The sequence below is a fragment of the Pseudomonas sp. L-22-4S-12 genome, from assembly GCF_009799935.1.
Taxonomy (GTDB): Bacteria; Pseudomonadota; Gammaproteobacteria; order Pseudomonadales; family Pseudomonadaceae; genus Aquipseudomonas.
The window spans coordinates 16906-32141 of record NZ_WELL01000005.1 but is presented as its reverse complement, the minus strand read 5'-3'; the positions used below and the strand labels follow the sequence as shown (position 1 = coordinate 32141).

At 65.3% G+C, this 15236-nt stretch carries 13 protein-coding genes and 1 pseudogene; 7 read left to right on the top strand and 7 right to left on the bottom strand.

Annotated features, from left to right (window positions below; genetic code table 11):
* Positions 1–3 precede the first annotated feature (3 nt).
* The 4 genes from F3I16_RS13265 to F3I16_RS13250 all read right to left on the bottom strand — a co-directional run bounded on the left by F3I16_RS13265 (position 4) and on the right by F3I16_RS13250 (position 4711).
* Positions 4–2067 (bottom strand): pyridoxamine 5'-phosphate oxidase family protein, encoded by a 2064-nt coding sequence (locus F3I16_RS13265; RefSeq protein ID WP_160494068.1) that lies wholly within the window; start codon positions 2065–2067, stop codon positions 4–6.
* A gap of 56 nt (positions 2068–2123) precedes the next feature.
* Entirely contained in the window at positions 2124–2753 is a 630-nt protein-coding gene (locus F3I16_RS13260; protein WP_160494067.1) for a glutathione S-transferase family protein, read from the bottom strand.
* 140 nt (positions 2754–2893) lie between these two features.
* Positions 2894–3793: a LysR family transcriptional regulator gene (locus F3I16_RS13255; RefSeq protein ID WP_160494066.1), complete on the bottom strand. Its 900-nt coding sequence runs from the start codon at positions 3791–3793 to the stop codon at positions 2894–2896.
* Positions 3794–3796: 3 nt separating this feature from the next.
* On the bottom strand, positions 3797–4711 hold the full coding sequence (locus F3I16_RS13250; RefSeq protein ID WP_160494065.1) for a LysR family transcriptional regulator: 915 nt from the start codon (positions 4709–4711) through the stop codon (positions 3797–3799).
* Positions 4712–4887: 176 nt separating this feature from the next.
* Between F3I16_RS13250 and F3I16_RS13245 the strand changes: the two genes are divergently transcribed.
* The 6 genes and pseudogenes from F3I16_RS13245 to F3I16_RS13220 all read left to right on the top strand — a co-directional run bounded on the left by F3I16_RS13245 (position 4888) and on the right by F3I16_RS13220 (position 8466).
* A complete protein-coding gene (locus F3I16_RS13245; RefSeq protein WP_160494064.1) occupies positions 4888–5388 on the top strand; it encodes a YHS domain-containing (seleno)protein in 501 nt (166 codons plus the stop codon).
* A gap of 54 nt (positions 5389–5442) precedes the next feature.
* Positions 5443–5853 (top strand): annotated as a pseudogene (locus F3I16_RS13240) (DoxX family protein); the annotation flags it as partial.
* Between the two features lie 83 nt (positions 5854–5936).
* Positions 5937–6560 carry a glutathione S-transferase family protein gene (locus F3I16_RS13235; protein WP_160494062.1) on the top strand — a complete coding sequence of 208 codons (624 nt, stop codon included), beginning with the start codon at positions 5937–5939 and terminating at the stop codon, positions 6558–6560.
* Between the two features lie 20 nt (positions 6561–6580).
* On the top strand, positions 6581–6868 hold the full coding sequence (locus tag F3I16_RS13230; RefSeq protein ID WP_160494061.1) for a DUF2282 domain-containing protein: 288 nt from the start codon (positions 6581–6583) through the stop codon (positions 6866–6868).
* Positions 6869–6871: 3 nt separating this feature from the next.
* Complete coding sequence (locus F3I16_RS13225; RefSeq protein WP_160494060.1) at positions 6872–7741, top strand: DUF692 family multinuclear iron-containing protein; 870 nt, start codon at positions 6872–6874, stop codon at positions 7739–7741.
* Positions 7738–8466 carry a putative DNA-binding domain-containing protein gene (locus tag F3I16_RS13220; protein ID WP_160494059.1) on the top strand — a complete coding sequence of 243 codons (729 nt, stop codon included), beginning with the start codon at positions 7738–7740 and terminating at the stop codon, positions 8464–8466. The genes F3I16_RS13225 and F3I16_RS13220 overlap by 4 nt, the downstream gene beginning before the upstream one ends.
* A gap of 166 nt (positions 8467–8632) precedes the next feature.
* Here the strand turns inward: F3I16_RS13220 and F3I16_RS13215 are convergent, their stop codons facing one another.
* The 3 genes from F3I16_RS13215 to F3I16_RS13205 form a co-directional block, all read right to left on the bottom strand.
* On the bottom strand, positions 8633–8887 hold the full coding sequence (locus tag F3I16_RS13215) for a hypothetical protein (RefSeq protein ID WP_160494058.1): 255 nt from the start codon (positions 8885–8887) through the stop codon (positions 8633–8635).
* Positions 8888–9389: 502 nt separating this feature from the next.
* Entirely contained in the window at positions 9390–11615 is a 2226-nt protein-coding gene (locus F3I16_RS13210; RefSeq protein WP_218573249.1) for a patatin-like phospholipase family protein, read from the bottom strand.
* Positions 11616–11643: 28 nt separating this feature from the next.
* A complete protein-coding gene (locus F3I16_RS13205; RefSeq protein WP_160494057.1) occupies positions 11644–12630 on the bottom strand; it encodes a DUF4105 domain-containing protein in 987 nt (328 codons plus the stop codon).
* Between the two features lie 436 nt (positions 12631–13066).
* Here F3I16_RS13205 and F3I16_RS13200 point away from each other — a divergent pair, with 436 nt between their 5' ends.
* Positions 13067–15073 (top strand): U32 family peptidase, encoded by a 2007-nt coding sequence (locus tag F3I16_RS13200; protein ID WP_160494056.1) that lies wholly within the window; start codon positions 13067–13069, stop codon positions 15071–15073.
* Positions 15074–15236 lie beyond the last annotated feature (163 nt).

The window sequence follows — 15236 nt, the reverse complement described above, 5'->3', positions numbered from 1 at the left end:
TTCCTAGAGGTCGAGGACCAGTGGCTGCGTTCCGTCCTTGCCGACGGCGGGCACGGCGCAGCAGATCAGTGCCTCACCCTCGGCCGGCAGGTTGGCCGGCGGTTGCGGGTAGGTCACCTGACCGCTGACGATGCGTGTGCGGCAGGTGCCGCAGGTGCCGCCCCGGCAGCTGAACTCCGGAGTCAGGCCGCGGCTCTCGGCCAGTTCCAGCAGGCTGCCGCTGCCGGGTAGCCAGCGCGCTTCCTTGGCCGAGTGCTCGAACAGCACGGGCACCGGCGTGCTGGCCGCCGGTGGCCAGTCCTGTGTCGGACCGGCCTGATCGGGACGCCGCTTGAGGCTGGAGGGGCCGAAAGTCTCGGCATGCAGGCGGCTGTCGCTGATGTTCAGTTCGCGCAGACCGTCGTACAGCGCCTGGGTGAAACCGGCCGGCCCGCACAGCACGAAGTCATAGTCGTCGAAGGGCAGCACGGCCTTGAGCAGCGCCACATCGATACGCCCGTGCAGGTCAAAATCCAGGCTCTCCTGCAGGCCGTCTTCGGGCTGGCTGAGGATCCGCAGCCATTGCAGGGTGTCGCCGCTGTGCTGTTGCAGTTCATGCAACTCGCGGCTGAAGGCCAGCTCCGCCAGCTGGCGAGAGCTCTGGAACAGCCAGACCCCGCGGCGGCGGCGCAGCCTTCGATTCTGGTAAGCCACCTCGCGCAGCATGCTCAGCAGCGGGGTGATGCCCACGCCTGCGGCCAGCAGCACCAGCGGCCGGCGCTGCTCGGGGTCGAGCACGAACTGGCCCTGCGCGGCCTTGGCCTCCAGCAGGCTGCCAACCCCGACCTGCTCATGCAGATAGCTGGATGCCAGCCCGTCGCGCTTCACACTGATGCGCAGGAAGTTATCGGATGGGGCGCTGGACAGGCTGTAGGTGCGGATGACCGGATGTGCCTGCCCGGGAATCGTCAGGCGCAGGGGCAGATGCTGCCCCGCCGAGAACGCCGGCCAGCCGCCGGCATCGGCCGGCTGCAGATAGAACGAGCGGATGCTGGCGCTTTCCTCGACCACGCGGGCCACCCGCAGGGGCCGCCACTGATCGCGCAGGGCCTGCGCCTGCAGTCGGGCCTCGGCCTGCTCCCAGCTGCCGGTCATCAGGCTGTTGGGCGAGTAACTCTGGAAATCCCAGCGCAGCGCCAGCGCGCCGCGCCGGCGGACCACCTGCTCGACCTCCACGTGCCAGAGCCGCTCGGCGCCCTGGAAGGCTCGGATTTCCTCACCCTCCAGGGTCAGCTCGGTGCGTCCGCTGAGCTGCAGCAGATCACCCGTGGCGAAGTCGATGAACAGCAGACCGGCCCGAGGATTGAGCAGCAGGTTGCCGAGGGTGTTGAAGTGCAGGTTGCCGGCGAAATCCGGGATGCTCAGGCGATTGCCCTGCACCCGCACGAAACCGGCCTGACCGCCGCGGTGGGAAACGTCCACCGCCAGTTGGCCATCCTCCAGAGTGGCGTAGCTGGCGACGAAGAAGGTGTCGGCGCCGGCAATCATCTGCTGCGCCGGCTCATCCAGATGGTCCAGCCGCTCGGTCTCCACCGCCGGTTGTGGCTGGCTGACGGGCAGCAGGTGCTGGCGCAACTGGATGTACTGCGGGCAGTTGCCGAACGCCTGATCCACGGCGATGCCCAGCCCCTGCGCGTCACGCCCGAGCACGTGGCCGTTCAGGCGATTGCGCCGGCGGGTATGCAGCTCGATGCCCAGCAGGCCGACAGCTGCGCCTTCTTGCAGCGCCCGCGCCGCCGGGTCGCCCGCGCCGAGCGGGCTGTCCAGCCGCAACAGGCACGGCTCCGGGGAATGGGCAAAACCGGGCGGGCCCTCAAGGATACTGGCCCAGGGGCGCCCTTCGACATCGACCGAGCCCAGCAGCACGAACGGCAGCTGCCGGTAGAAATCGCGGTGCTGCTCGGGCATATGGTCGCGGATCACCCGCCGGCCGAATGCTTCCATGCGCTCGGCCACGCCTGCGCGTTCCTGCAGCTGCTTTTCCCCGGCGTGCCAGGGAGATGAATCGGGCGGCAGTGGGCTGGTCATGGCGGGGCTCCGCTGAATGAAAAGGCCGGCGCGGCGCTGGGCTGCGCCGGGATGACTCAGGCGCTTTGCAGGCCGACGGCGCTGCTCTGCATCGGCACGAAACCCGGCAGTGTTTCGATGCGGGCCAGCCAGGCACGCACCTGCGGGTAGTCGGCCAGCGACACATTGCCCTCCGGCGCGTGGGCGATATAGGTATAGCTGGCGACATCGGCCAGAGTCGGCAGGTTGCCGGCGAGGAAGGGACGGCCGGTCAGCTCCTGTTCGATCACCTTGAGCAGGGCATGGGAGCGGGCGATGGTCGATTCGGCGTCATAAGGCGCGCCAAACACCGTGATCAGGCGGGCGGTAGCCGGGCCCGAGGCAATCTGTCCGGCGGCGACGGACAGCCAGCGCTGTACCTGGGCCGCCAGCAGGGCGTCCTTGGGTAGCCACTGGCCGCTGGTGTCGTACTTCTTCGCCAGGTACACCAGGATGGCGTTGGAGTCACTCAGCACCACACCGTTGTCGTCGATCACCGGTACCTGGCCGAAGGGGTTCATGGCCAGGAATTCGGCCGATTTGTGCGCGCCCTTGGCCAGGTCTACGAACACCAGTTCGGTCGGCACATTCAGTAGCGAGAGGAACAGCTCGACGCGATGGGCGTGGCCGGAGAGGGGATGACGGAAGAGTTTGATCGGCTTGGACATGGTGGACTCCGCAGTTGGCTAGGTGAAACAGCGGCACCGGGTGTGCCGTGCTGTGGGAGCCATACTGAGTCACAGAGCCGAATCGCAGAATCGCCAGAACTGGCAATCCATTGTTGCGCGAAATGAAATGAACGCGTTGGTCAGGCCAGCGCCGGGTGTTCGCGCAAACGACCCACCGCGAAGTCGACAAAGCTGCGCACCCGCGCGGCGGCGCGCCGGCCTTCACGGTAGACCACGTGTACGGGCAGCTCAGGCAAACCGAACCCCTGCAGCACCTCGACCAGCTCGCCGCGTTGCAGGCGTTCATGCACCTGATAGCTCATGCAGCGGGTCAGCCCGCCGTCGGCGCAGGCCGCGCGAATCGCCGCCTGATTGGTGGTGCAGCTCAAACGGGGGCGCAGCGGGTAATGCCGCTGCGAGCCGTCGACCTGAAAGCGCCACTCGGTCAGCCGTGCATCGGCGCTGGAATGGATAATCTGATGATCCCCCAGTTCATTGGGGTGTTGTGGGGTGCCACGTCGGCTGAGGTAGGCCGGGCTGGCACAAACCACGCGGCGGATCTGCCCGGCCTTGAGGGCAAACAGTGAGGAGTCGGGCAGGGCGCCGGCGAGGATCGCCACATCCACGCCTTCCTCGTGCAGGTTCGGCTGGCGGTCCAGATAGCGCACATACAGCTGCACCTCGGGATACTGCTGCAGGTAATCGAGGAGGATGGCCGGCATCAGTTCCTGACCGAACAGCAGGGGCACGCTGACCGTCAGATGCCCGCGCGGCTGACTGTGCAGGCCGCTGGCCGAGGCTTCGGCCTCCAGGACCTCGGCGAGAATGCGCTGGCAGTCGGCGGCAAAGCGCTCACCCGCTTCGGTGAGCAGCACGCCGCGGGTGCTGCGTTGCAGCAGCGTCAGATTCAGCCGCGCTTCCAGCGCGTCGATGGCGCGGGTCACGGTCGGCGCGGAGAGTTCCAGCTGGCGTGCGGCGGCGGCCAGGCTCAGGGTCTGGCTGACCGCGAGGAACACCTGCATCTGCTGCTGGCGGTCCATGGCTCAGTGCTGCCTGTGTGGATTGAGCGCCGGGTCCTGGCTCAGGCGCTGCTCGCAGAAGTCGACGAAGGCGCGCACCTTGGCCGCCACCTTGCGCCCGCCTTGGTAGACCACGTGCACGGGCAACGGTGGCTGCTCGAAGTCCTGCAGAACGATTTCCAGCTCACCACTGGCCACTTTGGACGCCACTTGGTAGCTGAGTACCCGGGTCAGGCCCCAGCCCAATGCGGCGGCATTGATGGCCGCCTGGTTGGCGGTGACCACCAGCCTTGGTTGCAGGCGCACGCTGAGCGGGCTGCCGTTGTCCTCGAACTGCCAATCGCTGAGCAGCGGGCTGCTGGCCGAGGCTACCACCTGCAACTGCTGCAATTGTTCAGGATGAGTCGGCCGGCCATGTTCATCGAGAAACGCCGGAGAGGCGCAGATTACGCGGCGCACTTCACCTACGCGCACGGCGTTCAGCCCGCTGTCCGGCAGGTTGCCGATGCGCACGGCCACATCGATGCCTTCATCGACCATGCTTACCACCCGGTCTACCAGCAGCGCGCGGATCTGCACGGCCGGATGCTGTTCCAGGAAGTCGACCATCAACGGGGTGACAAAGAGTTCGCCAAACAACACGGGCGCCGTGAGCGTCAGTTGGCCCCGGGGCATGGCATGGCTGCCGGCGGCGGATTCTTCGGCCTCTTCCAGTTCGGCGAGTATGCGTCGGCAGTCCTCGGCATAGCGCTGGCCGGCCTCGGTGATGTACACGCTGCGGGTGGTGCGGTTCAGTAGCAGGGTGCCGATGCGTTCTTCCAGTGCGGCCACGGCACGGGTCACGCTGGGCGGCGACATGTTCAGGCGGCGGGCCGCCGCAGCAAACCCCTGTTCCTCGGCAACCGCCAGAAACACCTGCATTTCCTGAAAACGATCCATGTCGGCCTCCTGAAGTGAGGACACAGTCTGCGCGGTTAATTGCAGATTCTGCAATAGAGCTTTGTCAACTTGGGTTGTTCTTGTTCTTTCTGTGGGTTTTTACAGTGCGCTCACGTCGGACTCAACGGGTTCTGACGTTCACCCACTGTTCAACTGATCCAGTAAGGAAGACCACGATGAACCTGAAGAACTCATTTATTGCCACCTCCCTGTCTGTTGCGCTGGCCGCTGGCGGAGCTGCGCTGTTGACCGCCACCAGCAGCTTCGCCTACGACGAGGCCTCCACCGCCTCGATCAACGTCGAAGCCGGCCAGGTGATCCTCAAGGGTTACGACAGCGTGTCCTATTTCCAGGGTAAGCCGGCCATGGGCGACAAGCGTTTCGCCGTGAAGCATGAAGGTGCCACCTACTACTTCGCTTCGGCCGAGAACATGAAGACCTTCCAGAGCGACGCCGCGCACTACGTGCCGCAGTACGGCGGTTTCTGTGCCATGGGCGCGGCGCTGGGCAAGAAGCTCGACGTCGACCCGAGCCAGTACAAGGTGGTCGACGGCAAGCTGTACCTGAACGTCAATGCGGACGTGTTCAAGAAGTGGTCCGAGGACGTGCCGGGCAACATCGCCAAGGCCGACGCCAACTGGCCGTCCATCAAGGACAAGGCCCCGAGCAGCCTGTAACCCTGCTGCCCCTGTTGGCGAATGCCGCCGACAGGGGCTTTCCGGAGAGATGACATGACTGTCCAAACCGTATCCGCACGCTGGCAGGCGCTGGGCCGTGATGCCCTGTTGCTGCTGGCCCGCATTACCCCAGGGGCGGTGTTCTGGCAATCCGGTCGGACCAAGGTCGATGGCTGGCAGCTCAGGGAGTCGACGCTCTATCTGTTTCAGGAGGAATACCGCCTGCCGCTGATCGATCCGGCGCTGGCCGCCGGGCTCGCTGCCTTTGCCGAACATCTGTTGCCGATCCTGTTGCTGCTCGGGCTGGGCACCCGTCTGGCGGCTGCCGGCCTGCTGGGCATGACGCTGGTGATTCAGTTGCTGGTCTACCCCGATGCCTGGGCGACTCACGGTACCTGGGCGGTGGCTTTGCTGCTGTTGATCGGGCAGGACGGCGGACGTCTGTCGCTGGATCACGGACTGCAACGACTGAGGCAATGCCACCACGGCGTCAGCCAGAACCCCTGTGCCGGTCATGCCGATCCGGAACAATGCCTGAGGGCACCGCAATGATTGAACTCTACAGCGCCAATACCCCCAACGGTCTCAAGGTGCCGATCGCCCTGGAAGAGCTGGGTATCGAGTACCGGCTGATCAAGGTCAACCTGAGCCAGGGTGAGCAGAAGCGCCCGGCGTTTCTGGCGCTCAATCCCAATGGGAGGATTCCCGTGCTGGTCGATCTCGACGGTCCCGGCGCACAACCGCTCAATCTGGCCGAATCCGGCGCCATTCTGTTGTACCTGGCGCAGAAGCACGGTGACTTGCTGCCGGTTGATCCGCGTGAGTACCAGCGCGCCATGGAATACCTGTTCCTGCAGGTCGCCAGTGTCGGGCCGATGTTCGGCCAGGCCGGCTGGTTCCTGCGCTCGGCACCCGAGCCGGTACCTCTGGCCATCGAGCGTTACCGCAACGAGTCGCTGCGCCTGACCGCTCTCCTGGACGAGCGTCTGGCCGAAGTGCCCTGGCTCGCCGGCAGCCGCTACTCGATCGCCGACATCATGCACTTCAGCTGGCTGCGCATCGCCGACTATGCCGGCGTCGACCTGCACCAATTCCCCCATGTCCGCGCCTGGGTTGAACGCATCAGTGCCCGGCCCGCCGTGCAGCGGGCACTGGCCCGGCTGCAGAACTGACCTTCCCTGAGGAGTACTTTATGCAAAAGCTCAACACCTGCCTGGCCCTGTCGCTGGCCAGTGCCTTGCTCGCCGCCAGCCAGTCGGCCAGCGCGGCCGATGCTCCGGTCAATGCTGGCAAGGAAAAGTGCTACGGCATTTCGCTGGCCGGGCAGAACGACTGCGCCGCCGGCCCCGGCACCTCCTGCGCGGGCACCTCGAAGATCGACTATCAGGGCAACGCCTGGAAGCTGGTTCCGGCAGGCACCTGTCTGCAGATCGAAACCCCCTTCGGCAAAGGTTCGCTCGAGCCCGTGCAGAGGCCCTGAACCATGAACAGTCTCGCGCTCCGTGGCGGTGCCGGTGTGGCGTTCAAGCCGGTGCACTTCGACGCCCTGCTGGCCAATCCGGGGCGCGTCGACTTCATCGAGATCCACGCGGAAAACTACTTCGGCCAAGGCGGCCTGCTGCATGCCCAGCTCGCCGAGCTGCGCCGGCACCTGCCGCTGTCGGTGCATGGCGTGGGGCTTTCGCTGGGCGGCGTTGATCCGCTGGACGTTGAGCATCTACAACGCCTGCGCAGGCTATGCGAACGCTACGAACCCCAACTGGTGTCCGAGCACCTGGCCTGGTCCGGGCATGCCGGCCAGTACCTGGGCGATCTGCTGCCGCTGGCCTACAACGCCGCCACGCTGCAGCGGGTCAGCTCGCGCATACAGCAGGTGCAGGAGGCGCTGGGGCGCACGATCCTGATCGAGAATCCGGCCGTTTACCTGCGTCTGGACGAGTCCGACATGAGCGAGGTGGAGTTTCTCCGTCAGCTTTGCCGGGATACCGACTGCGGCCTGCTGCTGGATCTGAACAATCTCCTGGTCAGCAGTCACAACTGCGGTGGCAGCGCGGACACCTACCTCAAAGCCTTGCCGGCTGAGCGGGTAGGGGAGCTGCACCTGGCTGGTCACACCCGCATGACGATTGGCGACGGCACGTTGCTGATCGACGATCACGCCAGTGCGGTGGCCGACGACACCTGGGCCCTGTATGTGCAGTGGCTGCTGCTGGCCGGCCCGCGTCCCAGCCTGATCGAATGGGACCGCGAGTTGCCCGCCTGGAGCACCTTGGCGGCCGAAGTCGATTGCGCCAGGGCGCTGCAGCAAAGCCCCTATATGCCGCCCTGCGCCGGCCGGGAGAAACACCTATGACGCCCATGGCGCTGGAGGAATTCAACCAGGCGCTGCACAGCGCGGAAGCCGTTCCGCTGCATCTGGGCGAGCCGGGTGACTTGGCCTTTTCCCGGCGTTTTGCCGTTTACCGCAACAACGTCCGGGCGTCCCGTACGGAAGCTCTGCGTCAGGGCTTTCCGGTGCTGGCGCAGTTGCTCGGGGCGGACTATTTCACCGCGCTGGCCGCAGTGTTCATCCAGCAGCATCCACCACGCTCGGCCGCCCTGCATGAATACGGCGCCGAGCTGTCCGATTTCATCGCTGATTTTCAGCCTTTGAGTGCGCTCGGTTATCTCGCGGACATTGCCCGACTGGAGTGGGCTCGCCTGTGTACCTTCCACGCTGCTGATGCCCCCGTACTGAGCTTGGCAGACATGGACCTGGCGACCCTCACTGATCGCCTGACACAGCCGCTGCACTGGCATCCCTCGGTAACCCTGCTGTGCTCGGATCATCCGCTGTACCGCCTGTGGGCCAGTCAGCACGGGACCGCCACGGCACCCACAGCCCAGGACTGGCCGGCAGAAAACGTACTGGTCTGGCGCCAGGGGCTGCTGCTGCGCACCGAACCGATTGATGCGGTAAGAGTTCAGTTACTGCAACTGGCTATCCAACCCAATCGCCTGCCCGCGGCGCTGGCCGAACACCCGGAGTGGCTCGGCCATCTGCTGCAGTTGCTTCACTGGCAAGTGTTTGCCTGCTAGTAAAAGAATCTCAAGCTTGGCTTTGGAAGTACTGCTCTCTGTCCACCCTGATTGCAAAGGCAAACACATTGCAGCAACTCGGTACTGTTTCTGCGGTCGCGTTTTCATGTCCAATAAAAACCCCTGATCGGGGCTCCGCTCAGGGGCTTGCTGGGGCGAGCATGGATCATGCTTTGCGTGATAGCAACGCACGATCTGAACCGCCCTCCACCACATCAAGATGACGCTTGAGCCGGTAGAGGCGGCTGCGTTCGCTGCCATCTTCTGCCAGGCGCTGAAGTTTGCTTGCCGTGATAGGGGCGGCTCTGAGCTTCAGGCGTTCACTGCCGTCCGCTGCGAAAGACGAAGCGCTGCCGAGGGTGATGAGGCTGCCGAGCAGCAGGGCTACGAATAGGTGATGTTTGCGATTCAGGTTTTGCATGGTGAGATCCTCGGGTCGGGTGCCGTTTCCGGCGGTGAGGAAAGTCTCTCAATAAATTTTTTTGGCAAGAATATCCTTAATTGTAATTTGACTATTTCAGTATTCGGAGTTCATGGGAGATCACTCACTCGCTGCGGGCTGCACGCGCAACGATGAAACCATGTGGCTGGCTCACGCGCCCCTGCCAGTACCCTGAAGGCCGTGGATTGTTTTTGCTGGCTCGTCGGTCTCGTCTGATGCCGGTTTTGCAGGCTCAGAGTGGTTGCATGTCAGGTTGTTGCGTGTGGTCTGAGGCAACGCCGAAAACAGGGAAGTGATACCTTCGAGCTTAGGCTTCAGTCCAGAACTGTTTCGTCGGTAGGGGCGGCTGGGGATCATGCGATGGGGCTGCTTTCGTCTTCTACGGCAGCCCTGAGGCAGGTTCCTGCAAACGCAGAATCCAGGGTAAATCCTGGTTTCCGGTTGAGCTGGCTGTTGTCGCCCCCGCGCCGTTCGCAAACCATCAGAACGGTCGGCCCAGGTAGAAGTACAGGCTGCTGTTGCCGTCGTCGGCGCGGCCGTAGCCCAGGTAGAGCGGGCCGAGCGGGCTGTCGGTGCCGATGAACAGGCTGTTGGAGAGGATCCAGTCGTCGCTGTTGCTCTTCACCAGCGGTTCGCCCACGCGCCCGACTTCCATGGAAATGCCGCCGTAGGCACCTTCCAGCAGGGTGCCCTGCATGATGCGGTGGTAGTACATGAGGCGGCCGAACTGCAGGCTTTCACCGAGCAGCTGGTCCGGGGCATAGCCGGACTGCTTGAGGAAGCCGCCCCACTGGAAGTACTCGTGGTTGGGCAGCGGCTCGTTACCCAGCTTGTCCGCGGCGAACAAGGCAAAGTTGAAGGTGTGCGGGCCGAAGGAAATGGCCGAGTTCAAGCTCCCCGACCACTTGGCATATTCCTCTTCAGCACCGAGCGCCTGCTGCGAATCGAACACATTGAGCTCGCCGCGCCAGCCGGAGCGGGGGAAGTTGGCGCTGTCGATCTGGTCCAGGCGCAGGCGCGCGGTGAGGGCGCCGGCTTGCAGGCGCTTGTCCAGCGGCTCCAGGTAGTCGGGGCCGCTGTCCAGGCTGGGGCTGACCTGGCCGGTGACCAGGCCCAGGCGCAGTTCGCCGTAGCGGTTGAACTGGCTGCCGACGTCGACGCCGGCCAGGGTCGAGAACATGTCGTAGGTGCCGATGCGCCGGTCATCGTCGTAGAGGTCGGCGCTGCGCTGGGTGATGGCCAGGTGCGGGGCGACGAACAGCGGGTTGCCGGCGCTCAGCGGCTGGTACCACTCGCTCTGCCAACTGGTGGTCTGGCCGATCTGTATGTCGTTGCGCCACTCGGCACCGCGGTCGTTGAGCCAGGTCTGGCGGTGGCTGCCGAGCAGGTTGAAGGACGAGTCGCCGTCGAAGTCGCTGGCCAGCCCCAGGCCGAAGCGCAGGTAGTCGGGGCCCCAGGTCTTCTCGACGGCGTCGATGGCCAGCACGCGCTGGCCGTCCTCTTCCAGCACCCGGTAGCTGACATGCTCGAAGTCGCCGGTGCCGTACAGGCGGCGCATGTCCTTGTCGAGCACGGCCTGGTCGATCGGCTGGCCGACCTGGGTGTCGACCAGGCCGACCAAGGCTTGGGGGTTGACCCGCTGCAGGTTGTCGAAGCGGATCCGGTCGACCACCAGCTGCTCGGGCTTGGCCTGGTGGGTCTGCTGCTGGCGCAGGGCGGCATATTCGGCCGGCGGCAGCGCGAGCGGGCGCAGGCGTTGCTCCATCTTGCGGGTGGCGGCCTCGCCGAGCGGGGCGATGTGCGGCAGGGCGTCGAAGTCGCCGGTGGCGTAGTCGCCCAGCTCCGGGGAGATCAGGATGTCCTGTGGCTGCAGGCTGGCCAGCGAGGCCTGCACGTTCTGCTCGGTGAGGATGCTGAGCATCTGCCCGGAGACGCCGAGGATGCCGTTGAGCTGCTCGCGCTTGAGCAGCGGGGTGCCGACGTTGACCGCGATGATCACGTCGGCGCCCATCTGCCGGGCCGTCTCGACCGGCAGGTTGCTGGTCAGCATGCCGTCGACCAGCATCATGCCGTTGAACTCGGCCGGGGCCACGGCGCCCGGCACCGACATGCTGGCGCGCATCACGTTGGCCAGTTCGCCCTCCTCGAACACCACGGCCTGGCCGGTGACCAGGTCGGTGGCCACCGCGCGGTAGGGAATCGGCAGGCGGTCGAAGTGCTGGTAGCCCTTGGTCTTGCTCAGCTGGCGCAGCACGGTTTCCAGCTGCACGCCGGTGACGATGCCCTTGCCCAGCTTGACCTCGCCCTTGCTCAGGCCGACCTCGGGGGTGAAGAGGATTTCGTAGTCGTCCTGTTTACGGCGCATGGCCAGTTCCTGGCGCGGCGGCTCCTCCTTGAACAGCAGCTCGGTGGAAATGCTGCTGAGGATGACGTCCATCTCCGGCAGGGTGGTGCCGGTGGCGTAGGCCGCGCCCACCAGCGAGCCCATGCTGGTGCCGGCGATGCAGTGCACCGGCACGCGGTATTCCTCGAGCACCCTGAGCACCCCGACATGGGCCGCGCCGCGGGCGCCGCCGCCGGACAGCACCAGGCAGATGCGCGGGCGTTTCGGGGGGGCCTCGGCAGATGGGCTGTTCACCGCCGCCTGGGCGGGGGGCAGGACGGCGCTGGCAAGCAGCAGGGCGAGAAAGCGGGGCATGGCGGTCATGGTCGGCCTTGGCGGTGTGGGCTGTCGGTCAGGGTTGGCGGATCAGGCGCGAGAACTCCGGCGAGTCGCCGGCAGCGCGCGCCTTGGCATTGATCAGGGCACCCTGCTGCAGGCTGGCGAAGGGCAGTTGGCTGCCGGCCAGCCGGCCTTGCTGATAGAGGTATTCGGGCAGATAGCCGCTGGCCAGCAGTTTCCAGCTGAACGGCAGGTGCTGTTCGTTGACCTGGCTGCTCATCCAGATGCTGGTGGTGCAGTTGGTGGTCAGGGTGTTGTAGAACTCGGGGCGCTGGTGCAGCTGGTTGATCCGCTCGACATAGGCCATGAACAGGCGCCGGGCGTTGTCCAGCGGGCCTTGCAGGCGGTACAGATGGACCTGCTCGGGCGGGTTGTCGCGGTGGTTGGTGCGCAGGCCGATGACGTCGCGCTCGTCGGCCACCACGTAGTACAGCTCGTACTGGCGGAAGAACCCGTTGATGGTCGAGTAGCTTTCGCCGACTTCCTTGCGGGTTTCGATGGACACGGCCACGTGCTGGCCATCGGCGAAGGCGAAGCTGAGAAAGATATGGGCGATCGACGGGCCCATCCAGTAGGTGGCGATCAGGTCGACGCCGACCAGTTCGTCCAGCTTGACCTGCTTGTCGTAGTACGCGGGGCTGTAGTCGTACTCGCTGCGATACTGGAAGTTGCGCACGTTGTGCAGGGTGATGCGGTTGCCCTCGACGGTGGCCGAGGGCAGCACCGCCACATCGCGTTGCCACTGGCGCTCGTTGGACGGCGCCAGTGACTGCCACCACAGCAGCCAGGTGGCGCCGACCGCCAGCAGCAGGCCGGTGGCCAGGGCGCGGCCTGGGCGCCGCCACAGGCGGGTCACGGCGAACAGGCTCGGCAGGGCCATGCCGGCGGCCAGCGCCTGGCCCAGGCTGCCCTGGGGACCGGCGATCAGCAGCGCGGCGGCGCCCCAGGCGGTCAGGCAGAGCAGGGCGAGGGCCAGGAGGATCTTTGCGAATGTCTGCATGGTGGGCGCAATCTGCACAGGGGAACTGCCATCCGTATACCAGATTAACCCACATGCTATGCAGGTCTATCAGGCTGTTGAAAAACTACCTGCGTTGCCATCGCGGCGTTAAAAACAGGCTCAAAATGCTCATTTACAGCTCGTAAACTGCGCTTTTGACTCACTACGTTCGCCCTGCGGGCCAGCCTTCGGCTGTTACTCCGCGTTGCTACGTTCCACCTGTTTTTGCCTTGCGCTGACTACCTCGCCTACGTTTTTCAACAGCCTGCTAATCGGCTGTTCGAGCCCGGCCGGCATTTCGCGCAGCTTGAGCGCCTTTGCGCTCTGCCGGCAGCGCCCGCGTACCCGGTTGTCATCTGGGCGCGGAATCCACCGGCTTTCGCGCTAAAATGGCCGGCTATTCCGTGACCACCCAGCGCGAAGCCGAATCCAGACCATGTCCCTGCCCAAGCACCACCTCGAACTGCTCAGCCCGGCGCGCGATGCCGCCATCGCCAAGGAAGCCATCCTGCATGGCGCCGACGCCGTGTATATCGGCGGCCCCAGCTTCGGCGCGCGGCACAATGCGAGCAACAGCGTGGCGGACATTGCCGGGCTGGTGGAGTTCGCCCGCCTGTTCCACGCCAAGGTGTTCGTCACCATCAACACCATCCTGCATGACGACGAAGTGGAGCCGGCGCGCCAGCTGATCTGGCAGCTCTACGACGCCGGCGTCGATGCGCTGATCGTGCAGGACATGGGCGTGATGGAAATGGACATCCCGCCGATCGAGCTGCATGCCAGCACCCAGTGCGACATCCGCACCCTGGACAAGGCCAAGTTCCTGTCCCAGGCCGGCTTCTCGCAGATCGTCCTGGCCCGCGAGCTGAACCTGGAGCAGATCCGCGCCATCAGCGACAGCGTCGATGCCGCCGTCGAGTTCTTCATCCACGGCGCGCTGTGCGTGGCCTTCTCCGGCCAGTGCAACATCTCCCATGCGCAGACCGGGCGCAGCGCCAACCGCGGCGACTGCTCCCAGGCCTGCCGCCTGCCCTACACCCTCAAGGACGACCAGGGCCGCGTGGTCGCCTATGACAAGCACCTGCTGTCGATGAAGGACAACAACCAGACCGCCAACCTGATCCACCTGGTCGATGCCGGCGTGCGCTCGTTCAAGATCGAGGGCCGCTACAAGGACATGAGCTACGTGAAGAACATCACCGCTCATTACCGCCAGGAGCTGGACGCCATCCTCACCCAGCGCCCGGAACTGGCGCGCAGCTCCAGCGGCCGCACCGAGCACTTCTTCACCCCGGACACGGAAAAGACCTTCCACCGCGGCAGCACCGACTACTTCGTCACCGACCGCAAGATCGACATCGGCGCCTTCGAGTCGCCCAAGTTCGTCGGCTTGCCGGTGGGTGAAGTGCTCAAGGTCGGCAAGCACGACCTCACCGTGCAGACCAGCGAGAAGCTCAACAATGGCGATGGCCTCAACGTGCTGATCAAGCGCGAAGTGGTGGGCTTTCGCGCCAACACAGTGGAGCAGCTGGCCCAGGTCGAGGAAGAAGGCAGCAGCCAGTGGCAGTACCGCGTGGTGCCCAACGAGATGCCGGCCGAGCTCAAGCAGCTGCGCCCGCACCAGGTGCTCAACCGCAACCTCGACCACAACTGGCAGCAGGCGCTGCTCAAGACCTCGTCCGAGCGCCGCGTGGCGGTCGGCTGGCAGGCCGAGCTGGGCGAAGCCGGGCTGCGCCTGACGGTGACCAGCGAGGACGGCAGCAGCGCCAGCGTCAGCCTGCCCGGCCCGTTCGGCCCGGCCAAGGATGCCGAGCAGGCCCGCGCGCAGCTGGCCGACACCCTGAGCAAGCTGGGCACCACCATCTATTACGTCACTGCCGTGCAGATCGACGCACCGCAGGCCCTGTTCGTGCCCAACTCGCAGCTCAAGGCCCTGCGCCGCGAAGCCATCGAGGCGCTGACCGCGGCGCGGGTGGCCGCCCATCCGCGTGGCAGCCGCAAGCCGGTCAGCGTGCCGCCGCCGGTGTACCCGGAGGCGCACCTGACCTTCCTCGCCAACGTCTACAACGCCAAGGCCCGCGCCTTCTACCAGCGCTTTGGCGTGCAACTGATCGATGCGGCCTACGAGGCCCACGAGGAAAGCGGCGAGGTGCCGGTGATGATCACCAAGCACTGCCTGCGCTTCTCCTTCAACCTGTGCCCCAAGCAGGCCAAGGGCGTCACCGGCGTACGCACCAAGGTGGCGGACATGCAGCTGATCCATCAGGACGAGGTGCTGACCCTCAAGTTCGACTGCAAGCCCTGCGAGATGCACATCATCGGCAAGATGAAGGGCCATATCCTGCACCAGCCGCAGCCGGGCAGCAGTGCCAGCATGGTCGGCTATATCAGCCCCGAAGACCTGCTCAAGACCATCAAGCGCAAGCCGGCCGGCGGCCACTGAGCCGCGCCCCTCGGCAACTGCCGCGCCTGGCGCGGCCTGCAGCCGGCACCATGATGGCGGTCAAGAAGGCGCGGCGCTGATGGTCGTCCATCGGCGCCGGCCAACATGCTTCTGTCGCTCGCGCTATCGGCCTAGCGTGGCAGGCTGAATCCTAGAGAGGACA